Below are 24,816 nucleotides of genomic sequence, written 5' to 3' on the forward strand. Positions count from 1 at the left end.
GAGCGGGTTTACCCGCGAAGAGGCCGGCACAGTCAATAGACACCTGGAACCCCACGCACACCCCAAGCTGCTCTTTTGCTTTGCAAGAGAAGACAAATCCCATGACCGCCGAAACCCGTATCCTCGAACTGCGTGCCGAGCTCGATCAGCACAATTATCGCTACTACGTGCTCGACGAGCCCAGCGTGCCCGATGCCGAATACGACCGCCTGTTCAACGAGCTCAAGGCGCTGGAAGCCGAACACCCGCACCTGGTAACCCCTGACTCGCCCACTCAGCGTGTGGGTGGAGCTGCCATGGCGGCGTTCAGCCAGGTGCGCCACGAAGTGCCGATGCTCAGCCTGGGCAACGCCTTCGAAGAAGCCGACCTGCGTGAGTTCGGCCGTCGCGTGGTAGAAGGCCTCGATCAGCCTGGCGCGGTCGACTACAGCTGCGAACCCAAGCTCGATGGTCTGGCCGTGAGCCTGCTGTACCGCGACGGCCAGCTGGTGCAGGGCGCCACCCGTGGCGACGGCACCACTGGCGAAGACATCAGTGCCAACGTACGCACCGTGCGCAACATCCCGCTCAAGTTGCAGGGTAAGGGCTGGCCGGCAGTGCTGGAGGTGCGCGGCGAGGTGTACATGAGCAAGGCCGGTTTCGACCGGCTCAATGCCGCCCAGGCCGAGGCCGGTGGCAAGACCTTCGCCAACCCGCGCAACGCTGCCGCTGGCAGCCTGCGCCAGCTGGATTCGAAAATTACCGCCAGCCGCCCGCTGGAGTTCTGCTGCTATGGCGTCGGCCAGCTGTCCGAAAGCATCGGCGACAGCCACATCGGCATCCTTGAACAACTCAAGGCCTGGGGGCTGCCGATCAGCCGCGAGCTCAAGCATGCGGCGGGCATCGAAGAATGCCTGGCCTACTACCGTGACATTGGCGAGCGGCGTAACAGCCTGCCGTATGAGATCGACGGGGTAGTGTTCAAGGTCAACAGCCTGGCCGCCCAGCGCGAACTGGGCTTTCGCGCCCGAGAGCCGCGCTGGGCGATTGCCCACAAGTTCCCGGCCATGGAAGAGCTGACCGAGGTGCTGGACGTTGAGTTCCAGGTTGGCCGTACGGGTGCCGTAACGCCTGTGGCTCGACTGAAGCCGGTCAAGGTGGCCGGTGTGACCGTGTCCAACGCCACCTTGCACAACATGGACGAAATCGCCCGCCTGGGCCTGCGCATCGGCGACACGGTGATCATTCGCAGGGCCGGCGACGTGATCCCGCAGGTGATGCAGGTGGTGCTGGAGCGTCGTCCGCAAGACGCCCGCCCGGTAGAAGTGCCAAGCGAGTGCCCGGTGTGTGGTTCGCAGGTCGAGCGCACCCAACTGGTCAAACGCAGCAAAGGCAAGGAAACCACCAGCGAAGGGGCGGTGTACCGCTGCGTCGGCCGCCTGGCCTGTGGCGCGCAGCTCAAGCAGGCGATCATTCATTATGTGTCGCGCCGTGCCATGGACATCGACGGCCTGGGTGAAAAGAGCGTCGAGCAGTTGGTGGACGAGGGCCTGATCGGCTCGCCGGCTGATTTGTACAAGCTGCAGTTCGAGCAGGTCGTCGGCCTTGAAGGCTTTGCCGAGGTGTCGACCCAGAAGCTGCTGGATGCCATCGAAGCCAGCAAGCGCCCGAGCCTGGCGCGCTTCATCTACGCGCTGGGCATCCCGGATGTCGGCGAGGAGACTGCCAAGGTGCTGGCCCGCTCGTTGGGCAGCCTGGCGCGCGTGCAGCAGGCATTGCCGCAGGTGCTGACCTATTTGCCGGACATCGGTCTCGAAGTGGCCTACGAGATCCACAATTTCTTTGAAGACGAGCACAACCAGAAGGTTATCCAGCAGCTGCTCGACAGCGGTATGCAGTTGCAGGACGAAGGCGAGCTGGCTGCCGAATTTGCCGCCAGCACCACCTTGGCCGGGATGATCGCCAAGCTCGACATTGCCTCCGTCGGCCCGACCGGTGCCGAGAAGTTGGTGGCCAAGCTCGACAGCCTGGACAAGATCATCGCCGCCGACGGCATTGACCTGCGCCAGGCCCTGGCGGCCAAGCAGGCCGACGCAGTGCGTGAGTTCTTCAAGGATGAAGCCAACCAGAAACTGGCTCGGGACATCGAAGCGCAGCTGCTGGCGTTCGGCATGCACTGGAGCAGCGAGAAGAAGGTGGCCGAAGGCTTGCCGCTGGCCGGCCAGACTTGGGTGCTGACCGGTACGCTGGAGCGCATGAGCCGCGACATTGCCAAGGACAAGCTGGAAAGCCTGGGGGCCAAGGTTGCCGGTTCCGTTTCCGGCAAGACCCACTGTGTGGTGGCAGGGCCGGGGGCAGGTTCCAAGCTGGCCAAGGCTGCTGAGCTGGGTGTGAAGGTGCTGGACGAAGATGCCTTCGTCACATTCCTGGCCGAACAGGGCATAGCGGTCTAGGCATCCGTGCCCCCCCTGTGGGGGGCAACTGTCTTGCTCAAAACTCGAAAAGCCTGCGCGGTCGCCCGTAGGAGCGGGTTTACCCGCGAAGAGGCCCGTCCAGGCCGTCTCGACCCTGACAAGTCATTGAGAAATGATGACTTTTTCTGCCGCAGTGGTTGTATCTGCTCCAAAGACCGGTACAATGGCGCCACTCGCTGCTCAGCGAGGCATGTAGTGGTGGCCCCATCGGTCCCCCCGCATTGATTACCCGTTAACCTGGTCAGGCCCGGAAGGGAGCAGCCATAGCGGGAACATCGAGTGCCGGGGTGTGGCTGGTGGGGCCGCCTCCATTTCTGTAAATCCTTGAACGCTCAAGGATCCCTCGCTCAAAAAATACCTTAGTCAATGTGCCAAAGCGCATGACGTGTCGACGTTCCAACTTCTGCTCTGCGAGAATGCCAGAAGGCCATACCGCCTCCAGAACGGACGCTGTGCCATGGACAGCCTTCCTATCCTCGAAACCTCGCGCCTGATACTCACGCCGCTGCAGCTGGGTGACGCACCCGCTATTCAGCAACTCATCGGCAGCATCAGCCTCTATGATCAGCCGGGTAACAACCGGGGCTTCTGGCTTGCCACTGAATGGCAGAGAAACGGCTACATCCGCGAGGCCTGTGTGGTCATCAACGAGTACTGGTTCGAGACGCTTGGGCGCTGCGTCATGCAGGTGCCCAAGGCAGCGAGCAATGACAGATCGCGCAGTGTTTCCGTGCATGAAGGCATGCGCCTGGTCGGGACTGAAGCGGGGCATTTCGTCTGTGGCGCTGTGCTCAAAGAGATCTGGGAGTTGAGCCGCGATGAGTGGCGTCAAAGGGCGGCGGTCGTTTAGGTACTGAAGTGACGATCTAAACGTCAGCAAATGCATGCCTTCGCCAGTGCCTTGCCATGATAGAAAGCAGTCCCTTTCAGCAAGGACTGCTTACATGAAGTCTTCTGCATCCCCGCCACGGTTTCAGCAGTTTACCGTGTTCTGCATTGCCTGTTTCCTACTGTCCATCAGCTACGGCACGACGTTTTTGCTCTCGATGTGGGTGCAGATGCTGGGTGGAACTGCGAGCGATGCTGGGCAGGTATTTGCAGTCGCGATGCTGAGTACGCTGCTGTCTGTGGTGAGCTCGGGGCATCTGTTGCAGCGCGTTGGTGCTGCTCGCGCTATCGCTACCGGGGCGTTCTGCCTGGTCGTGGCGTCAGTAGGTTTTGCCGTCGTGCCCGGTCTGGGCGGCGCGTTGTTGGCGTGTGGCTTGATGCTCGGAGTCGGCTGGGGGCTCTTCTACACGGTAGGGCCGATCATGGTTGCTCAAATGGTCGAGCCATCACGCCGCACGCATTGTTTTGCATTGCTCTCCGGCAGCATGTTGACTGGCATAGGTACTGGGCCGTTACTGGGCAAGTTCGCGGCCTTTGTGGGTCTGCCTACCCAGCTCGCTTTTTGGGTGGCGGCGTGTGCTGCAGGGTTGGCGGGGGCGTACTTTGCTTGGCTCGGTTCGACTTCGCGGGGGCAGCGACCGACTGAGAAGGTGCAGATTGGTTTGGCGTCCGCACTCAAAGTGATGCGTTCGCGATCAGGCTTGTCGATCCTGATGGTGGGGCTGGGTGGGGCGATTTTCGGCACCATGGGCAGTTTCCAGACCAGCTATGCCGAGCGCCTTGGGCTTGATTACTCGATCTTCTTCATTGGCTTCATGGGTGCTGCGATTGCCTGCAGGCTCTTGCTGGCCGGCTGGGTTGTGAAGCAACCGCCGCTTGCGACCTCGTGGGTTCTAACCTTGATCATGGCCACCGCCGTACTGGGGTTTGATCAATGGGTGCACAGCGCCGAGCGCTATCTGGCGATGGCCATGCTGCTGGGCGTCGGTTATGGCTTGAACTACTCCGTGATTAACGGGTTGGCTGCCAACGAGGCGCCGGTGGGCCTTACCGCGCAAGCGCTGCTGCTGTTCAGCCTGTCGTATTTCATTGGTGTGTTCGGGTTCCCCTACGTAGCCAGCCAATTGATCACGCAGCTAGGCATCAACGCGATGATGTTAAGCATTGAAGGCGTTACGCTGTTGGTTGTAGGGCTAAGTACGGCGAGATGGCTGGCTTCGCGTTTTTCCAGGCCCGCGCTGGTGTAGGTGCGTTTCCCCCAACGCCCCTGCGGCTGACAGCTTCATCAAGCGCTGAAATTTCGGGCAGGCCAGGTGATCGTCCTCCGGGCACTGTGCTGCATGCCGCAGCCCCTTGCTCATTGCTTGCAAGCGCTTGATACGTGCATCGATTTCGTCTGCTTTGGCTATCAGCATTTGCCGATCAACCTGTAGGTCCACCAGCATTACCCCCACTTCATCCAGCGAAAACCCCGCAGCCTGCCCCAAGGCGATCAGCGCCAACCGGTCTGCCACATCGGCTGAAAATTGCCGACGCTGGCCGTGCCCGGCGAGTGACTTGAGCAAGCCTTTCTTCTCGTAATAACGCAGTGTCGAAGCGGGTACGCCTGTGCGTTTGGCGACGTCGGCAATGTCCATTTCGGGCCCTTGACTTGAAGTTGACTTCAACTTCTATGCTGCGCGGCATGGGTAATGACCGTCAATCATCGAGGGCTTGTTCAATGACGTTTACTGCGATGTTTTTAGCTGCATTGCCGATTGGCATCGGTGCCACTGTAGTTATGGACCTGTGGGGGCTGCTGCTGAGGCGGCTGGGTGTTGCCACACTGAACTTCGCCATGGTCGGGCGTTGGGCGGGGCATCTGCTGGGCGGGCGAGTGTTGCACCAAGCGATTGCCAAAGCGGAACCGGTGCGAAATGAGTTGGCGTGGGGATGGGTGATTCATTATGCCATCGGTGTGCTTTTCGCGATGCTGCTGGTTGTGATCGTCGGGGAGGGCTGGTTGCGATCGCCTACTCTTTTACCTGCAGTCGTTGTGGGTGTGGGTACAGTTGTGGCGCCGTTGTGCTTCATGCAGCCAGCGATGGGGGCAGGGTTCTTTGCGTCCAGGACGCCGACACCTGCGCGGAACTGCCTGAAGAGTCTGGCCACGCATTTTGTGTTTGGTGTGGGGTTGTTCTTGAGTGCGGTTTTGCTGGCTTCGGTGTGAGGGCGGGGAGTTCGGTCAGAGGCTGCGTACAGTCAATATTCCTGCAAATAGGCCTAGTGGGCACGAAGCTGCAAAATGCGATATTTGCGAAGATGAATCCCAATAATTGTGGCGACCGGTCTTGGGCGCCAAGCGTGAATTATGCCTGTGACGTTACCGTTTCGCTGATACGGGATTCTCCCTGGCGAACGGACGATATTCTCTATGAGACGGAGTCCAAATCATGTGATCTGAATCCGGGGTTAAAGCACCAGAACCAAAGGGTCTTGTTCCCTCCTTTCAGATTTGAATCCTGCTCGTTTATAAAATGGATAACTCCTGTCACTTGGCCATACAACTAACAGCTCGCACTTATCTACGATTGCCTGGTCCTTGACAAAGCGCAGCAATTGCTCACCGACCCCATTATTCCGATAGGCAGGTCTGACGTAGACATTCGTGACATATCCCCAGTAACCATTGATTTCGCATGGAGAAGGTATTTTGCTCACTAAAATCAGAGAAGCAACACCTATCAACTCTGCATCTTTTTCAGCGACGTAGCTTATTAAATTTCCCGTAGCTTCTAATTCTTCCTCTCTTTTCAGGAATTGCTCTGTAAATCGGGCCTTATCTACAGGTGGCTCAGTTTCCTCATCATCGCTGCATAAAGCCCAGCGTAGTTCGGCGAGTGCCGATAATTCGGCAGTGGTAGATTTTCGTATATTGACTTTATTACAGTCGAGGGAGTTGTCTGCTTTCATGTCTATACCTTGCTTTATTTATGATTCTGCAGTGTTTAGTCCTGGTGCGCTGCTTTTAATTTGAGAATGGTTTGTCGGGTAGTGCTGAATTCACGAGCCACAGCACTAACCGTGATCCCCGTGAGAAGTCGTTCTAAGTAGCAGATCCTTCTCAAGCTCAGCGACCGTCGAGATCACCTGCATGGTCATTTTTCCCGCCGGACTGGTCAGATTTACGCCGCCCTGCGCCACGCAGTGAGCTCTGATACCAGACGCGGTCAGTTGTTCCACTGTTTTCCTGACATCCATAGCATTTCGTACAAGACGATCCAAGTCGTGTGCAGAGTCGGGATAATGGCCTGGAACCTGTCGGAATTTTAGTTGGAGGACAAATCCCAGACGCCCCGTATCGGTAATCCCCGGTACCAGGGAAAGCTTGTCAGTAAGCAAACGCCACTCGTCCCTGTCATCAAAAGCCTTCTCCTGTGACAACATCCCAACTCCCTGAATCTTCAATGTGTAATCGCTATGGTAACCATCCGCAGCTGAGTGATTTTTACTCAGATCCAGTTCAAAAAGTCGGCTTTTGCATTTTGCGGCTTCGCTCCCACCAGGCAATAAGCATTACCCCTGGAGAAACTGCGCCGAAGTAGAACAGGAGCACGCCGTCCATGGTGAAAATTATCGGAGCTTGCGCAATTCCCCCATCGAGTATCTCGTCTTCACTCTGCATGTGTCCATTGAACGCTTGAGTGGTACAGCGCATTTTCGATTCCTTTTGTTAGATGAATGAAGGCTCAGGTCAAGTTGACTAGGGGCATGATAAATGCGACGAACTTGGCAGTCGCGGGCTCGGCGTGTTTTTAGAACGATCTGACATGAGCCTGAGAAAATTCCTACCGATCAGATGAGTGCGGCGAATTATCCTACGATCTCCGTCGTCTCACGTCTGATTGTTCCGGTCAACCTCGCCCACTAGGCTTTCGCGGTCGCTGTCAGTTCAGCGATCGGGTGTGGAAGCCTGGGTGGTTTGGCGGCTGTCGATATGACGGTTGTGCGTGGGAGGCCTTCGGGCCTGCCGGGTTTGCCATACCCCTGGTCTTCCACCCCGCGTACAACTGTCACCCTAAGTGTGGAAGCGAAAGGGTGCTCTCAGCCCGGTATGGTGAACTCATGAAAAAACTGGTCCCCGATCCGCCCCACGTCTTCGATCTTCCCCAAGGCAAATCCCTTTCCCGCGCAATCAGCGAAGGCATCGTCCCGATGGAGTTCGCGTTGATGAATGTTTCCCACTACCTGATGTTCGCCTACAGCGATAGCCGCCGGGCGCTTGAGCGTATTCAGGACGAAGAAACCAGGCAGTTATTGGAGCATGGTTTGCGGGCCATGCAGATTGCCTGGGGGCAGGCGGATGCTGTCAGCTTGGCGTTTGAGCGTAAAGGCCGCTGATGTTGAGTTTGTGAGTGTGCCGCACACGCTGTGGGAGCGGGCATGCCCGCGAAGAATATAACGCGGTGGATGGCACCGGCTATGCCGGTGTTCGCGGGCAAGCCCGCTCCCACAGTGTTTGCGCAAGCGTTCGCGAAATGAGCAGGGCGTTAGTTGCGCTGGCTGTGTGCCGGCATTTTGCTGGGTATTTCGGGCCGGGCCACAGACCTACTGTCCGGATCGCTCGTCCCTCCATACCGCTGCAAAATCCGCTCGATCTCCCCCGACTGCTTCATTCTTACCAACGCCCGCAACAACCCTTGTGTCGGTATCGCCGGATCGTTGCGCACCATGCACCCCAAATCCTGTTCGTCCAGCACTGCCAGCGCTTGCAATTGCTGCTCCGCTGGCAACCCTTGGTTGAACCACTGCAACGACAACTGGTTGCTCACCGCATGGCGATACCGGCCTGCCTGCAGCTTTTGCAGCACCAGCAACTGATTGCGGCTGTCCTCACGGTGCAGCTGGCCGTGGTCCAGCAGTGGTTGCAGGGTTGAATAGGTGTAGCCCAGCACCGTGCCGATCGCCTGGGGTGGCAGTTGCTCCGGGGGTATCGGTGTGCTGTCGTCGGCGCGGCCAACCAGTACGTCGCGCTGATGAATCAGCGGGATACTCCACACAAAATCCCTTGGGCGGTCGTTGAGCCACTGGGTACTGACGTAGCAACGCACATCAATGTCGCCGCTGCTCATGGCCTCCTCCAGACGCAGGCGGGCCATGACGTGGAACTCGGGGCGAGCGCCCACTTGCCTGGCAACGGCTTGCATCAGGTCGTACAGCAATCCCTCCACTGGCTGATCGCCTTCGATGCGTACCAGGGGCATGCTCCAGCTCTCGGTTACGGAGAAGCGCAGCACCGGCTGGTCAGCCAGGCTGTTTGTAGACCACAGCAGTAACAGGGCCAGCAGTCTTCGCAAAGGCAATCCTCTCTGGACAATGCGCCATTCCAAGCTTAGACGAGTTGCGCAGGGTGCAATTTTGCCCCCGCTCCGCTAGCATTAGCGATCTTCCGCTCGATCAGGCTACGATGGTTTTTCGATGAGTTATCAGGTTCTTGCACGAAAATGGCGTCCGCGCTCGTTCCGCGAAATGGTCGGCCAGACCCATGTGCTCAAGGCCTTGATCAATGCCTTGGACAACCAGCGCCTGCACCATGCATACCTGTTCACCGGTACCCGCGGGGTGGGCAAGACGACCATCGCCCGTATTATCGCCAAGTGCCTGAACTGTGAAACCGGCATCACCTCCACGCCCTGTGGCACCTGTTCGGTGTGCCGGGAAATCGACGAAGGCCGTTTCGTCGACCTGATCGAGATCGACGCCGCCAGCCGTACCAAGGTCGAGGACACCCGCGAACTGCTCGATAACGTGCAGTACGCCCCTAGCCGTGGGCGCTTCAAGGTCTACCTGATCGACGAAGTGCACATGCTCTCGACCCACTCGTTCAACGCCTTGCTCAAGACGCTGGAAGAGCCGCCGCCCTACGTCAAGTTCATCCTCGCCACCACCGACCCGCAGAAGCTGCCGGCCACCATCCTGTCGCGCTGCCTGCAGTTCTCGTTGAAGAACATGAGCCCGGAGCGGGTGGTGGAGCACCTCAGCCACGTACTGGCCGCCGAGAACGTGCCGTTCGAGGAAGATGCCCTGTGGCTGCTGGGGCGTGCGGCCGACGGCTCCATGCGTGATGCCATGAGCCTGACCGACCAGGCCATCGCCTTCGGTGAAGGCAAGGTACTGGCCGCCGATGTACGTGCCATGTTGGGTAGCCTCGACCATGGCCAGGTGTATGGGGTCTTGCAGGCACTGCTCGAAGGCGATGCCAGGGCTTTGCTGGAGGCCGTGCGTAACCTGGCCGAGCAAGGGCCGGACTGGTCGGGCGTTCTGGCCGAAATGCTCAATGTGCTGCACCGTGTAGCCATTGCCCAGGCGCTGCCCGAAGCGGTAGACAACGGCCAGGGTGATCGCGAGCGGGTATTGGCGCTGGCTTCGGCGCTGCCGGCCGAGGATGTGCAGTTCTATTATCAGATGGGCCTGATTGGCCGCCGTGACCTGCCCCTCGCACCGGACCCGCGCGGTGGCTTCGAGATGGTGCTGCTGCGTATGCTGGCGTTCCGCCCGGCAGACACGGACGACGCACCGAAGCCGGTGCTAAAGCCAACGGGGATCAGCCAGGCCACAGCTGATCCTGCAGGGCAGGTGGCAGCCGCGGCGCCGGTCGCGCTTTCATCGCCTGTCGCGGCTGTGCCGGCGCAGCCTGTTGCGCAAGCCCCGCAGCTGGAGGTGCCTGCACCCGCGACGGCTGATCATGAGCCGGAGGCCGAGGCAGATGTTGAGCTGAAGGCCGAAGCCGAGGCCATCTCCGTGCCTGAGCCGGTCGCCGAAGTGGTCGACCTGCCGTGGGAAGAGCCTGCCGTTGCACCCGCGCCGTTAGCGGCTGAACCTGCGCCTGAACCGGCACCTGCGCCCGAGCCTGTTGCCCCGGTGGCGCCCACACAGGCCGCCCCGGCACACGACGAGCCGCCTTTCGACCCGTCTGCCTACGCTGCCGTGGGGATGGAGCGCGACGATGAGCCGCCGCTTGACGAAGACTATTACGGCGGCGAGAGCGATCCGGCAGGTTTCAGCTACCTGGACGAATTGGCCGAACATGTTCAGGAAGACAAACCGGCTGCCGAACCGTTGCCGGCAGCCAAACCGGCCACCGGCCTGGCCTTGCAATGGCTGGAATTATTCCCACAGTTGCCTGTGTCCGGGATGACAGGCAACATCGCGGCAAACTGTACGCTGATTGCCGCCGATGGCGACGACTGGTTGCTGCACCTGGACCCGGGCCAGGGGGCGCTGTTCAACGCCACCCAGCAGCGGCGCCTGAACGAAGCGCTCAACCAGCACTTGGGGCGCACGCTGAACCTGCGCATCGAGCTGATCCTGCCCGAGCAGGAAACCCCGGCTCAGGCGGCAGCACGCAAGCGAGCCGAGCGCCAGCAGGACGCCGTCGCGTCGATCGAGCAGGATCCGTTGATCCAGCAGATGATCAAGTTGTTCGGCGCCAAGGTGCGGCAGGATACTATTGAGCCTGTAGAAGCCCTGGTCAGTCAGGGCCAGTAACCGATAACCATGCGGCCGGCCCGGTGCCGGGCCGCATCACATGACCCAATCGAGGTATACCCCATGATGAAAGGTGGCATGGCCGGCCTGATGAAGCAGGCCCAGCAGATGCAGGAAAAAATGCAGAAGATGCAGGAAGAACTGGCCAACGCCGAAGTCACCGGCCAGTCCGGTGGCGGGCTGGTGAGCGTGGTGATGACCGGTCGTCATGACGTCAAGCGCGTCAGCATCGACCAGAGCCTGATGTCGACTGATGAAGATGACAAGGAAGTACTGGAAGACCTCATTGCCGCTGCGCTGAACGACGCCGTGCGCAAGGTTGAGCAAAGCAGCCAGGAAAAGATGGGCGGCATGACCGCCGGCATGCAGCTGCCGCCAGGCTTCAAGATGCCGTTCTAAGGCATTGAGGTACTCAAGAACGCCGCTGATATCAGCGGCGTTTTTTTTGCGTAGATTTCAACCCAGACGCGGTCTGCTTTTTTATGTCGGGACAACTGTTTTGCTCGAACTTTGAAATTTTGCACGATCACTGTGGGAACGGGCATGCCCGCGAACACGGGCGAAGCCCGTGCCATCCACTGTGCAGCCTGCTTCGCGGGCATGCCCGCTCCCACAGTGATCACACTAGCTTTCCAGTTTTGTGCAAGGCAGTTGCTCTCATAAAACTGCAGGCCGCGTAGACTTGGGGTGACCTGATTTGACGCCACCGCCCCCGCTGGGTATAAACCGCCTCTTATTGAATTGTCAGGCCTTTCCCATGAGCTTCAGCCCTCTCATCCGCCAACTGATCGACGGCCTGCGCATCTTGCCAGGCGTTGGCCAGAAAACCGCCCAGCGCATGGCCCTGCAACTGCTCGAGCGCGACCGCAGTGGCGGGCTGCGCCTGGCTCAGGCCTTGACCCAGGCCATGGAAGGGGTAGGGCATTGCCGCCAGTGTCGCACCCTCACCGAGCAGGAACTGTGCCCGCAGTGCGCCGACCCGCGCCGTGACGACACCCAGCTGTGCGTGGTCGAGGGGCCGACCGATGTGTATGCGGTGGAGCAGACGGGCTACCGTGGCCGTTACTTCGTGCTCAAGGGGCACCTGTCGCCGCTGGATGGCCTGGGGCCTGAGGCGATCGGTATTCCGCAGCTGATGGCGCGGATCGAAGAGCAGGGCACCTTTACCGAGGTGATCCTGGCGACCAACCCGACAGTGGAGGGGGAGGCGACGGCGCATTACATTGCCCAGTTGCTGAGCGAGAAAGGCTTGGTGGCGTCTCGCATTGCCCATGGTGTGCCACTGGGCGGCGAGCTGGAGATGGTGGACGGCGGTACCCTGGCCCATGCCTTTGCAGGGCGCCGGCCCATTTCGCTCTGATTCATTGGGGCCGCTTGGCGGCCCATTCGCGGGTAAACCCTACAAAAAATGCGCGGCCTTTGTAGGAGCGGGTTTACCCGCGAATGGGCTGCAAAGCAGCCCCAAAGCCCACTCAGTACTCGCTTAGGGAAAACTCGGTCAGGCAGAAGGTAGGCACCCCCGCCGCTTGCAATCGACGCGACCCGTCCAGTTCCGGCAGGTCGATGATCGCTGCCGCCTCGAACACCTGCGCCCCGGTACGACGCACCAGGTTGGCCGCCGCCAGCAGCGTACCGCCAGTGGCAATCAGGTCATCGAAGATCAGCACCGAGTCGCCTTCACACAGGCTGTCGGCATGCACTTCCAGGAAGGCTTCGCCGTACTCGGTCTGGTAACCCTCGCTCAACACGTCAGCCGGCAGCTTGCCCTGCTTGCGGAACAGGATCAGCGGCTTGTTCAGCTGGTGGGCGATGATCGAGCCGATCAGGAAGCCCCGCGCGTCCATGGCGCCGATGTGGCTGAATTCCGCCTCGACATAGCGCTCGATGAACTGGTCGGCCACATAGCGCAGCCCGCGTGGTGACTGGAATAACGGGGTAATGTCGCGGAAGATCACACCCGGTTTGGGGAAGTCCACTACCGGGCGGATCAGGGCTTTGAGGTCGAAGGCGTCGCTGTGCATTGTTGCGGGTATCCTGGGAAAACGAATGCCCAAGTATACCCGCTAAAGACCAACCTCAGGCCTCGATTGCGCCACCGGCAAGCGCGCACAGCTGGATCGGATCGAGGATGTGCACTTCCTTGCCCTCGGCGCGCAGCAGGCCGTTCTGCTGGAAGCGGGTGAACACCCGCGACACGGTTTCTACCGCCAGGCCAAGGTAATTGCCGATTTCGTTGCGCGACATGCTCAGGCGGAACTGATTGGCCGAATAGCCGCGGGCGCGGAAGCGCGCCGACAGGTTGACCAGGAAGGTGGCAATGCGCTCGTCGGCGGTCTTTTTCGACAGCAGCAGCATCATTTGCTGGTCGTCGCGGATTTCGCGGCTCATTACCCGCATCAGCTGGCGACGTAGCTGCGGCAGTTGCACCGACAGCTCGTCCAGCCGCTCGAAGGGGATTTCACACACCGAAGTGGTTTCCTGAGCCTGGGCCGATACCGGGTAGGCCTCGGTATCCATGCCCGACAGGCCGACCAGTTCGCTGGGCAGGTGGAAGCCCGTGATCTGCTCTTCGCCGCTGTCGCTGAGGCTGAAGGTTTTCAGGGCCCCGGACCGTACTGCGTAGACCGAGCCAAAACTGTCACCCTGGCGGAACAGGAACTCGCCTTTCTTGAGCGGCCGCCCGCGTTTGACGATTTCATCCAGCGCGTCCATGTCTTCCAGGTTCAGCGAAAGAGGCAGGCACAGGGGGGCCAGGCTGCAATCCTTGCAATGGGCCTGGTTGTGTGGGCGCAGTTTGACTGGCTCGGACATTTGAATCGATCCTTGTGGGAAAGCACACATAAGTCGTAAGGGTAACTCACGACACAGGGTGTAGGCCAGTGTGCGCGGTGATGGTGCGCGCTGGCGAAACCCCGGCAGGAGGCCTGCCGGGAGTCCATGTGTGCTCATAGTGTGCCTGACAAGGAAGCTTGTCCATGCGGTTGAACGCCTTGTTTTTCAGATCACTCGCGAGAAGCGCTGGCGATTGTGCATCGCCAGATAGGCGTCGAACACCATGCATACCGAGCGCGCCAGCAGCCGGCCGGCGGGCAGGATGCGAATGCCCTTGTCGTCCAGGCTGATCAGGCCGTCGCGCTGCAAGGTCAGCAGCTCGGGCCAGAGGTCGTTGAAGTAACCGCGAAAATCCAGGGTGAAAGCCTGTTCGATGGGTTCGAAATCCAGCTCGAAATGGCAGATCAGTTGCTGGATCACCGCCCGGCGTATGCGGTCGTCGTGGTTGCACAGCAAGCCGCGCTGGGTGGCCAGTTGGGCGTTGGACAGGCTGTCCTGGTAGGTGTTGAGGTCACTGCTGTTCTGGCAGTACAGGTCGCCGATCTGGCTGATCGCCGACACGCCCAGGCCAATCAGGTCGCAGTGCCCGTGGGTGGTATAGCCCTGGAAGTTGCGCTGCAAGGTGCCTTCTTCCTGGGCAATGGCCAGTTCGTCGTCGGGCAGGGCGAAGTGGTCCATGCCGATGTAGCGGTAACCGGCGGCGGTCAGTTGGTCGATGGTGGCGTGCAGCATCTCCAGCTTGGCGGCGGCGCTGGGCAGGTCGTTGCTGTCGATGCGCCGTTGCGGCATGAAGCGCTCGGGAAGGTGGGCATAGTTGAACACCGACAGGCGGTCGGGCTGCAGGCGGATCACTTCTTCCACGGTGCGGGCAAAGCCTTCCGGGGTTTGCTTGGGCAGGCCGTAGATCAGGTCGAGGTTGACCGAGCGAAACTGCAGCGTGCGCGCAGCCTCGATCAGGGTGCGGGTCTGTTCCAGGCTCTGCAGGCGGTTGATCGCGCGCTGCACGGCCGGGTCGAGGTCCTGTACACCCAGGCTGACGCGGTTGAAGCCCAGTTCGCGAAGCAGGCCCATGGTCGACCAGTCGGCTTCGCGAGGATCGATCTCGATGCCGTAGTCGCCGGAATCGTCGTCCAGCAGGTGGAAGTGCTGGCGCAGGGTAGCCATCAGTTGGCGCAGTTCCACATGGCTGAGGAAGGTCGGCGTGCCGCCGCCAAAATGCAACTGTTCAACACGCTGTTTAGGGGCCAGGTGGCAGGCGACCAGCTGGATTTCCTGCTCCAGGCGCTGCAGGTAGGGCGCAGCGCGGGCGCGGTCTTTGGTGATGACCTTGTTGCAGGCGCAGTAGTAGCAGATGTTGGCGCAGAACGGCACATGCACGTACAGCGACAGCGGGCGCACGGCCCGTCGGCTCTCGCGCAGGGCGTTGAGCAGGTCGAACGAACCCACCTCGCTGTGCAGTTGCACGGCGGTTGGGTATGAGGTGTAGCGTGGCCCGGCGAGATCGTAGCGGCGGATCAGGTCGGTATCCCAACGGAGGTCGTCGAGCATGAGGGTAGTCCCCGGAAAGAGCAGCAGTGCACCGGAGTCTATGGCCGTCTGTAGGAAACTGTGTTGATTTGTATCAAGGGCATTGGGGCTGCTTTGCAGCCCTCGTCAATGCCCCATCAGCCAGTGCTGGTGTGGGCCCGGCAGGGTCCAGACACCGAATAGCATCACCAGCACACCGCCCGCCACGCGCACGCTGCGTCGCCGCAACAGGGCGTTTACCCGTTCGGCAGCCAGCCCGGTTGCCAGCAACACCGGCCAGGTGCCCACCCCGAACGCCAGCATCAACGCGGCGCTGTAGCCGGCATTGCCCTGGCTGGCCGCCCACAACAGGGTGCTGTACACCAGCCCGCAGGGCAGCCAGCCCCAAAGGGCGCCCAGCAGCAATGCCCGAGGGAGGCTGGACACTGGCAGCAATCGCGACGCCACCGGCTGGATATGCCGCCACAGCCCGCGGCCCAGTGCCTCGATACGGGTCAGCCCGCTCCACCAGCCGGCCAGGTACAGGCCCATGGCAATCAGCAGCAGCGCCGCAACCACCCGCAGCGCCAGCGCTGCCGGGCTGCTGGCCACGGCCCAGCCGGCCAGGCCCAGCAACAGGCCGGCGCACGCATAGCTGAAAATGCGCCCCAGGTTGTACGCCAGTAACAGGCGCAGGCGCTTGCCGCGTTGTTCGGGGGGGATGGCCAAGGTCAGTGCGCCCATCAGGCCGCCGCACATGCCCAGGCAGTGACCGCCCCCTAGCAGGCCAAGGACCAGTGCCGAGCCCAGCAGCGCAAGCAGGTCAGGCACGGGGTGGTGGTTCCTTGTCGGTGTCGGCTGCGGCATCGTCAGGTTTCACTGCCGCCTGGTGGCGCGGGTCCTGGTCGTCGAACAGGATGCTATGGGCGGGGCCTTCAAGGTCATCGTACTGACCGCTGTCTACCGCCCAGAAGAAGATGTACACGGCCACGCCGACCAGCAGCAGGGCTGCCGGGATCATGACATAGAGGGCGGGCATGGCGACTTCCTCCCGGGTAAAGGGGCTTCGTGGGGCAGCGGGCCCGAGGCCACGGGCATCCGGGTCAGGCGCAGGGCATTGAGCACCACGATCAGCGAGCTGACCGACATGCCGATGGCGGCCCACACCGGCGTGATCCAGCCGAGCGCGGCGAACGGCAACATCAGGCCATTATACAGGGTCGCCCACAGCAGGTTCTCGAGGATGTTGCGGCGGGTGCGGCGGGCCAGCTCGAACGCCTGCACCAGCGCTTGCAGGCGGTTGGACAGCAAGACGGCGTCGGCACTGGTCTTGGCCAGGTCGGTGGCGCTGCCCATGGCGATGCTGATATCGGCGGCGGCCAGTACCGGTACATCGTTGACCCCGTCGCCAAGCATCAGCACCTTGCGCCCGTCAGCCTGCAGGGCTTTCAGGCGGTCCAGTTTGTCATCCGGGCGCAGGCCGCCAATGGCCTGGTCGATACCCAGCTGCGCGGCCACTTCGGCAACCATCGGTGAGCTGTCGCCCGACAACAGCAGGGTGTGCCAGCCGCGCGCCTTGCAGGCAGCGAGCAGGGCCGGGGCATCGTCGCGCAGGCGGTCATCCAGGCCGAACCAGGCCAGTGGCCCCTGGCGGTCGCCCAGCAGCAGCCACTGGCCGCGCGGCTCGGGTACAGCGGGGATTTCCGCACCACTCAAGGCGCAGACGAAGGTAGCCTGACCAATGCGCAGGCGCTGGCCGTCGACCACCCCCTCCAGGCCCAGGCCGGGTACGCTCTGTACGTCATCGGCAGGTGTGGCGGTACGACCAAACGCGCGAGCGATGGGGTGTTCAGAGCGGTTTTCCAGCGCCGCGGCCAGGGCCAGGCAGCGGTCGGCGGCCTGGCTGCCGAGCGGGCGGATGCTGCGCAAGGTCAGGCGGCCCTCGGTCAGTGTGCCGGTCTTGTCGAAGATCACCGTGTCGATCTGGTTCAGGCCTTCCAGCACATGGCCGCGGGTCACCAGCAGGCCAAGCTTGTGCAGGGTTCCGGTAGCGGCGGTCAGTGCGGTTGGCGTAGCCAAAGACAGGGCACAAGGGCAGGTGGCCACGAGCATGGCCAGCACGATCCAGAACGCCCGTGTCGGGTCCAGGTGCCACCACCACAGGCCGATGGCAACGGCGGCCAGCAGCGAGAACAGCAGGAACCACTGCGAGGCCCGATCGGCGATTTCCGCCAGGCGCGGTTTTTCGGTCTGGGCGCGTTCCAGCAAGCGGACAATGGCCGACAAGCGTGAGTCATGGCCGAGGGCTTGCACTTCCACATTCAGCGCGCTTTCAACGTTCAGCGTACCGCCAGTGACCCGCTCACCCACCCGACGAGGTTGTGGCAGATACTCGCCGGTCAGCAGCGATTCGTCGACACTGGAGCGGCCCTCGACGATGCGCCCGTCGGCAGGGATGACCGCACCGGGCAGCACCTGCACGGTGTCGCCGCACTTTAACTCGCTGAGCAGGATGCGTTCGCTGCGCCCGATGGCGTCCAGGCGCAGGCATGAGGCTGGCAGCAGGTTGACCAGCTGCGCAGTGGCCGCCGCTGTGCGCTCGCGGGCGCGGCGCTCCAGGTAGCGGCCGGTCAGCAGGAACAGGGCGAACATGCCCACCGTGTCGAAATAAAGCTCGCCGCTGCCAGTGATGGCTGTCCAGATGCCGGCGCCGAACGCCAGGCCAATGGCCAGCGACACCGAAACGTCCATGGTCAGGTGGCGCGTTCGCAGGTCGCGCGCCGCGCCCTTGAAGAAGGGCGCGCAGCTGTAGAACACGATGGGAATGGTCAGGAACAGCGCCACCCAGCGCAGGATGGTGTGTAACTCGGGTGTCAGGTCGATGTTGAATTCGGGCCAAGTGGCCATGGTCGCCATCATCGCCTGGAACCACAGCAGCCCGGCCACGCCCAGGCGGCGTAGGGCGCTGCGGTTTTCCCGGGCCAATTGCTCGGCGGCCTGGTCAGGCTGGTAGGGGTGGGCGGCGTAGCCGATCTGGCGAAGTTCGGCGAGCAGGCGCGACAGCGGCAGCTGCTTGTCGTCCCAGTTCAGTGCCAGGCGGTGGTTGGACAGGTTCAGGCGAGCTTCGGCGACACCGGGCAGGTTGCGCAGGTGCTTTTCGATCAGCCAGCCGCAGGCGGCGCAGCTGATGCCCTCGACAAGCAAGGTGGTTTCGGCCAGCTCACCCTGGTGGCGGACGAAGGTTTGCTGCACGTCGCTGCGGTCGTACAGGGCCAGTTCGTCTTGCAGTTGCTTGGGCAGGGCTTCGGGGTTGGCGCTGTTGTCGCTGCGGTGCTGGTAGTAATGTTCCAGGCCTCCAGCGACGATCGACTCGGCCACTGCCTGACAGCCGGGGCAGCAGAACTGCCGCGGTTGGCCGAGGACCACGGCGGTGAAGCGGCTGCCGGCCGGGACGGGCAGGGCGCAGTGGTAGCAGGGGGTCGGTTGGGTCATAGGGCAGACACTGCTCAGGCAGATAGGAAACCCTGTGGGAGCGGGCGCGCCCGCGAATGCGTCAGACCTGGAAATACCTTTGCCTGAGCTATCGCATTCGCGGGCGTGCCCGCTCCCACAGGGATTTGCGGTGTTGCTACTGTTGGTGTTCGGCGCCTTGCAGGGCTTCGTCACCCAACTGCAAGGTCACACCATGCGCCACTTTTTCCTCTTCGAACAGGCGCCACACCTGGGCCCCTTCGCTACCCAGCAGTTCGACAAAACGGCGCCCGTCGACCTTGTCTTCCAGCTGCCCCACATAGCGCCCTGCTTCGACCCGGCTCAGCAGCACCTTGCGGTCCTTCTCTGGCTGGGTTGGCGAAATCAGGTTCAGCTCCAGGCTTTGCGGGTTGCTGTTACCGGTCAGGCGCAGGTCTGCTTCGCCGGTCAGTTCGTCCAGATGCACGCTGGCTTTCAGACCCAGCTGCTGCGCCAGCAGCTCGCGGTCCAGCGAGCGGTTGATGCCCTTGCCGGCCTCGTAGTAGTTGTCGTTCACCAGGTTGTCCGGGTTGTGCACAGCGATGCTGACCATGGTCAGGCTCAGGCACACCGAGGTGGTGAGGATGCCGATGATGATCCAGGGCCAGAGGTGCTTGTACCAGGGGCTGGCGGCGGTGGCGGCAGGCATTGTGCGTTATCTCTCTTAGCGGATCTGTGGGCCGATGAAACGGCTCTTGGCTTCAACCTGGGCGTCGCTGTCGTCGGCGCTCTTGAGGATGAAGGTGATTTCGTTGGTGGTCGATGGCAGCTTCTCGGGGGCAACCGACAGCTGCACGGGAAGGCTGACGATGTCACCGGCGGCCACGCGGATCTCGCGCTGGCCTTCGAGCTTGAGGTCCGGCAGGCCGGCGGCGTCCAGCACGTAGAGGTGATCGCGCTGATCCTTGTTCATTACCTTCAGGCTGTACACGTTCTCGATCCGGCCTTGGGCGTTTTCGCGGTACAACACGCGGTCTTTGCTGACGTCGAAACCGACCAGCGAACGGGTGGCGAAGGCCGTTGCCAGTCCTATCATCATCACCAGCAGTACCACGGCATAGCCGATCAGGCGCGGGCGCAGCATGTGGGTCTTCTGCCCGGACAGGTTGTGCTCGGTGGTGTAGCTGATCAGCCCTTTGGGGTAGTTCATCTTGTCCATGATGCTGTCGCAGGCATCGATACAGGCGGCGCAGCCGATGCACTCGATCTGCAGGCCGTCACGGATGTCGATGCCGGTCGGGCAGACCTGCACGCACATGGTGCAGTCGATGCAATCGCCCAGGCCCTGGGCCTTGTAGTCGGTATCTTTCTTGCGCGGGCCGCGGGTTTCGCCACGGCGTGGGTCGTAGGACACGATCAGCGTGTCCTTGTCGAACATCACGCTCTGGAAGCGGGCATAGGGGCACATGTACACACACACCTGTTCGCGCAACCAGCCGGCGTTGCCGTAGGTGGCGAGGGTGAAGAAACCGACCCAGAAGTAAGCCCAGCCATCGGCCTGGCCAGTGAAGAATTCGATCGCCAGTTCACGGATCGGCGAGAAGTAGCCGACAAAGGTCATGCCGGTGACAAAGCCGATCAGCAGCCACAGGCTGTGCTTGGCGAATTTGCGCAGGAACTTGTTGCCGCTCATGGGGGCTTTGTCGAGCTTCATGCGCTGGTTGCGGTCACCCTCGGTGACCTTTTCGCACCACATGAAAATCCAGGTCCACACGCTTTGCGGGCAGGTGTAGCCGCACCACACCCGGCCGGCGAACACAGTGATGAAGAACAGGCCGAAGGCGGCGACGATGAGAATCCCCGAGAGCAGGATGAAGTCTTGCGGCCAGATGGTGGCGCCGAAGATGTAGAACTTGCGCTCGGGCAGGTTCCACCACACGGCCTGGTGACCACCCCAGTTCAGCCACACGGTGCCGAAGTACAGCAGGAACAGTGCGGCCCCCCCGACCATGCGCAAGCGGCGGAACAGGCCGGTGAAGGCGCGGGTGTAGATCTTTTCCCGGGAAGCGTAGAGGTCGACGGAATCCTTCCCTTTGTTGGCAGGCGGGGTGACATCATGTACCGGAATTTGCTTGCTCATCATCAAGTCCCACGGCAGTGGAGAAACGCCGCGGCCTGTGCGTGCGGGCCGCAGTCTCGCGCAATCTGCTAGCGCTCTGCGGTCCATGATACGCCGCTGATGGCGGTAGGGGATCGCACTGCGACCTTTAGTCGCGTTGGGTTCGTGGTATGAAACGTGTTATGGCGGGTGTCAATTGATCCAGGTCACTTGCCTGCGAGAAATGCTGTGCCAGTACCGGCCTCTTCGCGGGTAAACCCGCTCCTACAAGGATCCTGTGTAGGAGCGGGTTTACCCGCGAAGAAGCCAGGCCTGCCTTACTCAGCCTTGGCTGGCTCAGCCTGGTGCGACAGGCTGTAGACGTAAGCCGCCAGCAAGTGCACCTTGTCGTTGCCCTGCAGTTGTTCCTGGGCTGGCATCTGCCCCTGGCGGCCATAACGAATGGTTTGCTGCAACTGGGCAAAGCTCGAGCCATAGATGAACGCCTGCGGGTGGGTCAGGTTCGGAGCGCCCATGGCGGGCGTACCTTTGCCTTCCGGCCCGTGGCAGGCCACGCAGTTGGCTGCGAAGATCTTCTGTCCGTTCTCCACATCGGCCTTCGCGCCCTCAGGCAGAGTGCGGCCATCGAGTTTGCTGACCACAAATGCAGCCACATCGGCCACGCCCTGGTCACCGATCACTTCGGCCCAGGCCGGCATCACGCCATGGCGACCGGCCATGATGGTGGTCTTGATGGTTTCCGGCTCGCCGCCCCAGCGCCAGTCATTGTCGGTGAGGTTAGGGAAGCCGAAGGCGCCCTTGGCGTCGGAACCGTGGCACACCGAGCAGTTGGAGGCGAACAGCCTCGCACCCATTTTCAATGCCTGTGGGTCCTTGGCCACTTCTTCGATCGGCATGGCCGCGAACTTGGCGAAGATCGGCCCGAAACGGGCGTCGGCCTTGGCCATTTCCTTTTCCCATTCATGCACGCCGGTCCAGCCCGGCTGGCCGTTGGAAAACTCGGTCTGCTTGTCGTTATCCAGGTACGAATAGCCCGGCAGGACGCCTTTCCAGTTGCCCAGGCCCGGGTACAGCACCAGGTAGCCGAGGGCGAAGATGATGGTGCCGACGAACAGCCAGAACCACCATTGCGGCAGCGGGTTGTCGTATTCCTCGATGCCATCGAAGGCATGCCCGACGGTTTCGTCGGTAACCTCTTCGCGCTGGCCCTTGCGGGTGGACAGCAGCAGCCAGGTCAACGAGAAGATGGTGCCCAGGGTCAGGACGGTAACGTACAGACTCCAGAAGGTTGTCATTGTTGTTTGCTCCCAGAAGCTTTTGCTTGCTCGACGTGCCGAGTGGCCTCGGGGTCATCCGCGAAGGGTAGTTGGGTCGCTTCGTCGAAGTCCTTTTTACGCCGTGGGTTGAACACCCACAGCGCCAGGCCCACGAACGCCACCATCACCACGACGGTGCCCAGGCCGCGAATCATCCCGATATCCATCAGCGTCACCGTTTGCTCTTGATGATGGTGCCAAGACCCTGCAGGTACGCGACGATGGCGTCCATTTCGGTCTTGCCCTTGACCGCGTCACGTGCGCCGGCAATGTCGGCGTCGGTGTACGGGGTGCCGAGTGTGCGCAGCACTTCCATCTTCTTCGCGGTGTCCTTGCCGTCGAGCTTGTTCTCGACCAGCCACGGGTAGGAAGGCATCTTCGATTCCGGTACCACGTTGCGCGGGTTGTACAGGTGCGCACGGTGCCAGTCATCGGAGTAGCGGCCGCCGACGCGGGCCAGGTCCGGCCCGGTACGCTTGGAGCCCCACAGGAACGGGTGGTCCCATACGCTTTCACCGGCTACCGAGTAGTGGCCGTAACGCTCGGTTTCAGCACGGAACGGGCGGATCATCTGCGAGTGGCAGCCCACGCAGCCTTCGCGGATGTAGATATCGCGGCCTTCCACCTCGAGCGCAGTGCGTGGCTTCATGCCCTCGACCGGCTTGTTGGTGACGTCCTGGAAAAACAGCGGGACGATCTGGGTCAGGCCACCGATACTCACGGCGATGACCATGAAGAAGGCCAGCAGGCCTATGTTCTTCTCGACGGCTTCATGCTTCATCAGTGCGCTCCCACAACGACGATCTTGGCGGCCTCTTCAGCCTGTGCCGGGTTGGCGGCACGTACGGTACGGAACACGTTGTAGGCCATCAGCAGCATGCCGCTGGCGAAGAACGCACCGCCCAGGGCGCGGACGATGTAGCCGGGGTGGCTGGCCTGCAGGGCTTCGACGAAGGAGTAGGTGAGGGTGCCGTCATCGTTGATGGCGCGCCACATCAGGCCCTGGGTGATGCCGTTGACCCACATCGAGGCGATGTACAGTACGGTACCGATGGTGGCCAGCCAGAAGTGCGCGTTGATCAGGCCGATGCTGTGCATCTGCTCGCGGCCGTAGAGTTTCGGGATCATGTGGTACACGGCGCCGATCGAAATCATTGCCACCCAGCCAAGGGCGCCGGCGTGGACGTGGCCGATGGTCCAGTCGGTGTAGTGCGACAGTGAGTTCACGGTCTTGATGGCCATCATCGGGCCTTCGAAGGTGGACATGCCGTAGAACGCCAGCGACACCACCAGGAAGCGCAGGATCGGGTCGGTGCGCAGTTTGTGCCAGGCGCCCGACAGGGTCATCATGCCGTTGATCATGCCGCCCCAGCTTGGCGCCAGCAGGATGATCGACATTACCATGCCCAGCGACTGCGCCCAGTCAGGCAGGGCGGTGTAGTGCAGGTGGTGCGGGCCGGCCCAGATGTACAGGGTGATCAGCGCCCAGAAGTGCACGATCGACAAGCGATACGAGTAGATCGGCCGCTCGGCCTGCTTGGGCACAAAGTAGTACATCATCCCCAGGAACCCGGTGGTGAGGAAGAAGCCCACGGCGTTGTGGCCGTACCACCACTGGATCATCGCGTCGGTGGCGCCGGAGTAGGCCGAGTACGACTTGAACAGGCTCACCGGCAGCGAGATGTGGTTGACGATGTGCAGCATCGCGGTGACCACGATGAACGCACCGTAGAACCAGTTGCCGACATAGATGTGCTTGGTCTTGCGCTTGACGATGGTGCCGAAGAACACCAGGCCGTAGGTTACCCAGACGATGGCCAGCAGGATCGCCAGCGGCCACTCGAGCTCGGCGTATTCCTTGGTGGTGGTGTAGCCCATCGGCAGGGTGATCAGCGCGCCGACGATCACGGCTTGCCAACCCCAGAAGGTGAAGGCGGCCATGCTGTCGGAGATCAGCCGGGTCTGGCAGGTGCGCTGCACCACGTAGTAGCTGGTGCCGAACAGCGCACAGCCCCCGAAGGCGAAGATCACCAGGTTGGTGTGCAGCGGGCGCAGGCGGCCGAAGCTGGTCCAGGGAAGGTCCAGGTTCAGTTGCGGCCACACCAGCTGCGAGGCGATGAAGACGCCGAGGCCCATGCCAAGGATCCCCCAGACCACCGTCATGATGGCGAACTGGCGGACGACCTTATAGTTATAAGCAGTCGGACTGATTGCTGTGCTCATTCTAAGGTTCCACGGTTTTGATGTTCTTGTTGGTCGAAAAATCGGCGCCAGTATTGATAACCAGCAAGGTTACCGCAACGCAACTTTGGTACGCCGACCCGTGTCCAGACCCGTTCACTGATGTCCCGCAGGGATCGGGTCTGGGCGATTGTACACAAATAAATATTTGTAATGTGTACCGTTTTTCATCTTTTTCTGATCGATCGGTCAAGCTTTTTCTGGGGCGGCGACAGGCCATGCGCCGCGTCTGCTCCGGTCCTTTCGGAGCGAAGCCCACTGAGGCAACAAGCTTAGTTGTGTTCGGTGGGGGTGCAAGGGAAGGGGGTTGAGGCTGGTAGTGGGCGGGGGAGTGTAAGGCTTGAGGGTTATGGGGGGTGGGTGTGTAAGGTTTGGGGTTGTGGTGGGCGGGGGGGTAAGGTTTGAGTGTTGTGGTGGGGCGGGGGTGTAAGGTTTGAGTGTTGTGGTGGGGCAGGGGTGTAAGGTTTGGGTGTTGTGGTGGGGC

The 24,816-nt window shown here is 61.5% G+C and carries 25 protein-coding genes, 1 other RNA gene and 1 pseudogene; 9 read left to right on the forward strand and 18 right to left on the reverse strand.

Annotation, left to right across the window (positions count from 1 at the left end; all coding sequences use genetic code 11):
• Nucleotides 1–101: 101 nt before the first annotated feature.
• The 4 genes from ligA to ACF8FG_RS16425 all read left to right on the forward strand — a co-directional run bounded on the left by ligA (nucleotide 102) and on the right by ACF8FG_RS16425 (nucleotide 4,588).
• Nucleotides 102–2,432 (forward strand): NAD-dependent DNA ligase LigA, encoded by a 2,331-nt coding sequence (ligA, locus tag ACF8FG_RS16410; RefSeq protein ID WP_019438872.1) that lies wholly within the window; start codon nucleotides 102–104, stop codon nucleotides 2,430–2,432.
• Between the two features lie 226 nt (nucleotides 2,433–2,658).
• Nucleotides 2,659–2,755: signal recognition particle sRNA small type (gene ffs, locus ACF8FG_RS16415), an RNA gene on the forward strand.
• Nucleotides 2,756–2,910: 155 nt separating this feature from the next.
• Entirely contained in the window at nucleotides 2,911–3,303 is a 393-nt protein-coding gene (locus ACF8FG_RS16420; RefSeq protein ID WP_019438871.1) for a GNAT family N-acetyltransferase, read from the forward strand.
• A 94-nt stretch (nucleotides 3,304–3,397) separates the two neighbouring features.
• A complete protein-coding gene (locus ACF8FG_RS16425) occupies nucleotides 3,398–4,588 on the forward strand; it encodes an MFS transporter (RefSeq protein WP_014590214.1) in 1,191 nt (396 codons plus the stop codon).
• On the opposite strand, the gene ACF8FG_RS16430 is transcribed toward ACF8FG_RS16425, so the two are convergent.
• Entirely contained in the window at nucleotides 4,535–4,978 is a 444-nt protein-coding gene (locus ACF8FG_RS16430; protein WP_019438870.1) for a helix-turn-helix domain-containing protein, read from the reverse strand. The two genes, ACF8FG_RS16425 and ACF8FG_RS16430, sit on opposite strands and share 54 nt — an antisense overlap.
• 83 nt (nucleotides 4,979–5,061) lie before the next feature.
• Between ACF8FG_RS16430 and ACF8FG_RS16435 the strand changes: the two genes are divergently transcribed.
• Nucleotides 5,062–5,550, forward strand: a complete 489-nt coding sequence (locus ACF8FG_RS16435) for a DUF2938 domain-containing protein (protein ID WP_019438869.1) — start codon at nucleotides 5,062–5,064, stop codon at nucleotides 5,548–5,550.
• A gap of 242 nt (nucleotides 5,551–5,792) precedes the next feature.
• Here ACF8FG_RS16435 and ACF8FG_RS16440 read toward each other — a convergent pair whose 3' ends face one another.
• The 4 genes and pseudogenes from ACF8FG_RS16440 to ACF8FG_RS16455 form a co-directional block, all read right to left on the reverse strand.
• Nucleotides 5,793–6,293, reverse strand: a complete 501-nt coding sequence (locus tag ACF8FG_RS16440; protein ID WP_076402714.1) for a GNAT family N-acetyltransferase — start codon at nucleotides 6,291–6,293, stop codon at nucleotides 5,793–5,795.
• A 35-nt stretch (nucleotides 6,294–6,328) separates the two neighbouring features.
• Nucleotides 6,329–6,394, reverse strand: a complete 66-nt coding sequence (locus ACF8FG_RS16445) for a hypothetical protein (RefSeq protein WP_223279181.1) — start codon at nucleotides 6,392–6,394, stop codon at nucleotides 6,329–6,331.
• A 16-nt stretch (nucleotides 6,395–6,410) separates the two neighbouring features.
• A pseudogene (locus ACF8FG_RS16450) lies at nucleotides 6,411–6,605 on the reverse strand (recombinase family protein); the annotation flags it as partial.
• Between the two features lie 238 nt (nucleotides 6,606–6,843).
• Nucleotides 6,844–7,038: a hypothetical protein gene (locus ACF8FG_RS16455; RefSeq protein ID WP_076402715.1), complete on the reverse strand. Its 195-nt coding sequence runs from the start codon at nucleotides 7,036–7,038 to the stop codon at nucleotides 6,844–6,846.
• Nucleotides 7,039–7,445: 407 nt separating this feature from the next.
• On the opposite strand from ACF8FG_RS16455, the gene ACF8FG_RS16460 reads away from it, so the two are divergent.
• Nucleotides 7,446–7,721: a hypothetical protein gene (locus tag ACF8FG_RS16460; RefSeq protein WP_012051686.1), complete on the forward strand. Its 276-nt coding sequence runs from the start codon at nucleotides 7,446–7,448 to the stop codon at nucleotides 7,719–7,721.
• A gap of 149 nt (nucleotides 7,722–7,870) precedes the next feature.
• Here the strand turns inward: ACF8FG_RS16460 and ACF8FG_RS16465 are convergent, their stop codons facing one another.
• Nucleotides 7,871–8,677 carry an ABC transporter substrate-binding protein gene (locus tag ACF8FG_RS16465; protein WP_070383595.1) on the reverse strand — a complete coding sequence of 269 codons (807 nt, stop codon included), beginning with the start codon at nucleotides 8,675–8,677 and terminating at the stop codon, nucleotides 7,871–7,873.
• A gap of 121 nt (nucleotides 8,678–8,798) precedes the next feature.
• Between ACF8FG_RS16465 and dnaX the strand changes: the two genes are divergently transcribed.
• The 3 genes from dnaX (at nucleotide 8,799) to recR (ending at nucleotide 12,228) form a co-directional block, all read left to right on the forward strand.
• Nucleotides 8,799–10,868, forward strand: coding sequence for a DNA polymerase III subunit gamma/tau (gene dnaX, locus ACF8FG_RS16470; protein ID WP_019438864.1), 2,070 nt, complete (start codon nucleotides 8,799–8,801; stop codon nucleotides 10,866–10,868).
• Between the two features lie 63 nt (nucleotides 10,869–10,931).
• Nucleotides 10,932–11,267: a YbaB/EbfC family nucleoid-associated protein gene (locus ACF8FG_RS16475; RefSeq protein WP_003254305.1), complete on the forward strand. Its 336-nt coding sequence runs from the start codon at nucleotides 10,932–10,934 to the stop codon at nucleotides 11,265–11,267.
• A gap of 358 nt (nucleotides 11,268–11,625) precedes the next feature.
• Nucleotides 11,626–12,228: a recombination mediator RecR gene (gene recR, locus ACF8FG_RS16480; protein WP_003254304.1), complete on the forward strand. Its 603-nt coding sequence runs from the start codon at nucleotides 11,626–11,628 to the stop codon at nucleotides 12,226–12,228.
• 112 nt (nucleotides 12,229–12,340) lie between these two features.
• Here recR and ACF8FG_RS16485 read toward each other — a convergent pair whose 3' ends face one another.
• From ACF8FG_RS16485 to ccoN, 12 genes are all read right to left on the reverse strand, one after another.
• Nucleotides 12,341–12,889 carry an adenine phosphoribosyltransferase gene (locus ACF8FG_RS16485; RefSeq protein ID WP_009683910.1) on the reverse strand — a complete coding sequence of 183 codons (549 nt, stop codon included), beginning with the start codon at nucleotides 12,887–12,889 and terminating at the stop codon, nucleotides 12,341–12,343.
• A 55-nt stretch (nucleotides 12,890–12,944) separates the two neighbouring features.
• The gene (gene fnrA, locus ACF8FG_RS16490) at nucleotides 12,945–13,679 is read right to left on the reverse strand and encodes a Crp/Fnr family transcriptional regulator FnrA (protein WP_003254301.1); all 735 of its coding nucleotides are present in this window, start codon (nucleotides 13,677–13,679) and stop codon (nucleotides 12,945–12,947) included.
• A 186-nt stretch (nucleotides 13,680–13,865) separates the two neighbouring features.
• The gene (hemN, locus tag ACF8FG_RS16495; RefSeq protein WP_014590219.1) at nucleotides 13,866–15,248 is read right to left on the reverse strand and encodes an oxygen-independent coproporphyrinogen III oxidase; all 1,383 of its coding nucleotides are present in this window, start codon (nucleotides 15,246–15,248) and stop codon (nucleotides 13,866–13,868) included.
• A 105-nt stretch (nucleotides 15,249–15,353) separates the two neighbouring features.
• A complete protein-coding gene (locus ACF8FG_RS16500; protein WP_277819040.1) occupies nucleotides 15,354–16,073 on the reverse strand; it encodes a sulfite exporter TauE/SafE family protein in 720 nt (239 codons plus the stop codon).
• On the reverse strand, nucleotides 16,030–16,245 hold the full coding sequence (gene ccoS, locus ACF8FG_RS16505) for a cbb3-type cytochrome oxidase assembly protein CcoS (protein ID WP_010955011.1): 216 nt from the start codon (nucleotides 16,243–16,245) through the stop codon (nucleotides 16,030–16,032). The genes ACF8FG_RS16500 and ccoS overlap by 44 nt, the downstream gene beginning before the upstream one ends.
• Entirely contained in the window at nucleotides 16,224–18,698 is a 2,475-nt protein-coding gene (locus tag ACF8FG_RS16510; RefSeq protein WP_014590221.1) for a heavy metal translocating P-type ATPase, read from the reverse strand. The genes ccoS and ACF8FG_RS16510 overlap by 22 nt, the downstream gene beginning before the upstream one ends.
• Before the next feature lie 136 nt (nucleotides 18,699–18,834).
• Nucleotides 18,835–19,365 (reverse strand): FixH family protein, encoded by a 531-nt coding sequence (locus ACF8FG_RS16515; protein WP_318078993.1) that lies wholly within the window; start codon nucleotides 19,363–19,365, stop codon nucleotides 18,835–18,837.
• A 15-nt stretch (nucleotides 19,366–19,380) separates the two neighbouring features.
• On the reverse strand, nucleotides 19,381–20,796 hold the full coding sequence (gene ccoG / locus ACF8FG_RS16520) for a cytochrome c oxidase accessory protein CcoG (protein ID WP_026031965.1): 1,416 nt from the start codon (nucleotides 20,794–20,796) through the stop codon (nucleotides 19,381–19,383).
• Nucleotides 20,797–21,092: 296 nt separating this feature from the next.
• Entirely contained in the window at nucleotides 21,093–22,070 is a 978-nt protein-coding gene (gene ccoP / locus ACF8FG_RS16525) for a cytochrome-c oxidase, cbb3-type subunit III (protein ID WP_014590224.1), read from the reverse strand.
• On the reverse strand, nucleotides 22,067–22,258 hold the full coding sequence (locus ACF8FG_RS16530) for a CcoQ/FixQ family Cbb3-type cytochrome c oxidase assembly chaperone (RefSeq protein WP_003254287.1): 192 nt from the start codon (nucleotides 22,256–22,258) through the stop codon (nucleotides 22,067–22,069). The genes ccoP and ACF8FG_RS16530 overlap by 4 nt, the downstream gene beginning before the upstream one ends.
• Nucleotides 22,259–22,263: 5 nt before the next feature.
• A complete protein-coding gene (gene ccoO, locus ACF8FG_RS16535) occupies nucleotides 22,264–22,872 on the reverse strand; it encodes a cytochrome-c oxidase, cbb3-type subunit II (RefSeq protein WP_014590226.1) in 609 nt (202 codons plus the stop codon).
• On the reverse strand, nucleotides 22,872–24,314 hold the full coding sequence (gene ccoN / locus ACF8FG_RS16540; RefSeq protein ID WP_003254284.1) for a cytochrome-c oxidase, cbb3-type subunit I: 1,443 nt from the start codon (nucleotides 24,312–24,314) through the stop codon (nucleotides 22,872–22,874). Before ccoN ends, ccoO begins: the two co-directional genes overlap by 1 nt.
• Nucleotides 24,315–24,816: the final 502 nt, after the last annotated feature.

It is taken from the genome of Pseudomonas sp. YQ_6 (genome assembly GCF_043103245.1).
Lineage (GTDB): Bacteria > Pseudomonadota > Gammaproteobacteria > Pseudomonadales > Pseudomonadaceae > Aquipseudomonas > Aquipseudomonas alloputida.

Bases quoted from the DNA above. Each gene is read 5' to 3' on its own strand.
- ACF8FG_RS16420 (WP_019438871.1), top strand. From the start codon at position 2,911: ATGGACAGCCTTCCTATCCTCGAAACCTCGCGCCTGATACTCACGCCG.
- ACF8FG_RS16440 (WP_076402714.1), bottom strand. From the start codon at position 6,293: ATGAAAGCAGACAACTCCCTCGACTGTAATAAAGTCAATATACGAAAA.
- ACF8FG_RS16515 (WP_318078993.1), bottom strand. From the start codon at position 19,365: ATGCCTGCCGCCACCGCCGCCAGCCCCTGGTACAAGCACCTCTGGCCC.
- ACF8FG_RS16435 (WP_019438869.1), top strand. From the start codon at position 5,062: ATGACGTTTACTGCGATGTTTTTAGCTGCATTGCCGATTGGCATCGGT.
- ccoS (WP_010955011.1), bottom strand. From the start codon at position 16,245: ATGCCCGCCCTCTATGTCATGATCCCGGCAGCCCTGCTGCTGGTCGGC.
- ccoP (WP_014590224.1), bottom strand. From the start codon at position 22,070: ATGACAACCTTCTGGAGTCTGTACGTTACCGTCCTGACCCTGGGCACC.
- ACF8FG_RS16430 (WP_019438870.1), bottom strand. From the start codon at position 4,978: ATGGACATTGCCGACGTCGCCAAACGCACAGGCGTACCCGCTTCGACA.
- hemN (WP_014590219.1), bottom strand. From the start codon at position 15,248: ATGCTCGACGACCTCCGTTGGGATACCGACCTGATCCGCCGCTACGAT.
- ccoG (WP_026031965.1), bottom strand. From the start codon at position 20,796: ATGAGCAAGCAAATTCCGGTACATGATGTCACCCCGCCTGCCAACAAA.
- ACF8FG_RS16475 (WP_003254305.1), top strand. From the start codon at position 10,932: ATGATGAAAGGTGGCATGGCCGGCCTGATGAAGCAGGCCCAGCAGATG.
- ACF8FG_RS16530 (WP_003254287.1), bottom strand. From the start codon at position 22,258: ATGGATATCGGGATGATTCGCGGCCTGGGCACCGTCGTGGTGATGGTG.
- ligA (WP_019438872.1), top strand. From the start codon at position 102: ATGACCGCCGAAACCCGTATCCTCGAACTGCGTGCCGAGCTCGATCAG.
- ACF8FG_RS16460 (WP_012051686.1), top strand. From the start codon at position 7,446: ATGAAAAAACTGGTCCCCGATCCGCCCCACGTCTTCGATCTTCCCCAA.
- ACF8FG_RS16425 (WP_014590214.1), top strand. From the start codon at position 3,398: ATGAAGTCTTCTGCATCCCCGCCACGGTTTCAGCAGTTTACCGTGTTC.
- recR (WP_003254304.1), top strand. From the start codon at position 11,626: ATGAGCTTCAGCCCTCTCATCCGCCAACTGATCGACGGCCTGCGCATC.
- ACF8FG_RS16455 (WP_076402715.1), bottom strand. From the start codon at position 7,038: ATGCGCTGTACCACTCAAGCGTTCAATGGACACATGCAGAGTGAAGAC.
- fnrA (WP_003254301.1), bottom strand. From the start codon at position 13,679: ATGTCCGAGCCAGTCAAACTGCGCCCACACAACCAGGCCCATTGCAAG.
- ACF8FG_RS16510 (WP_014590221.1), bottom strand. From the start codon at position 18,698: ATGACCCAACCGACCCCCTGCTACCACTGCGCCCTGCCCGTCCCGGCC.
- ccoN (WP_003254284.1), bottom strand. From the start codon at position 24,314: ATGAGCACAGCAATCAGTCCGACTGCTTATAACTATAAGGTCGTCCGC.
- ccoO (WP_014590226.1), bottom strand. From the start codon at position 22,872: ATGAAGCATGAAGCCGTCGAGAAGAACATAGGCCTGCTGGCCTTCTTC.
- ACF8FG_RS16500 (WP_277819040.1), bottom strand. From the start codon at position 16,073: ATGCCGCAGCCGACACCGACAAGGAACCACCACCCCGTGCCTGACCTG.
- dnaX (WP_019438864.1), top strand. From the start codon at position 8,799: ATGAGTTATCAGGTTCTTGCACGAAAATGGCGTCCGCGCTCGTTCCGC.
- ACF8FG_RS16485 (WP_009683910.1), bottom strand. From the start codon at position 12,889: ATGCACAGCGACGCCTTCGACCTCAAAGCCCTGATCCGCCCGGTAGTG.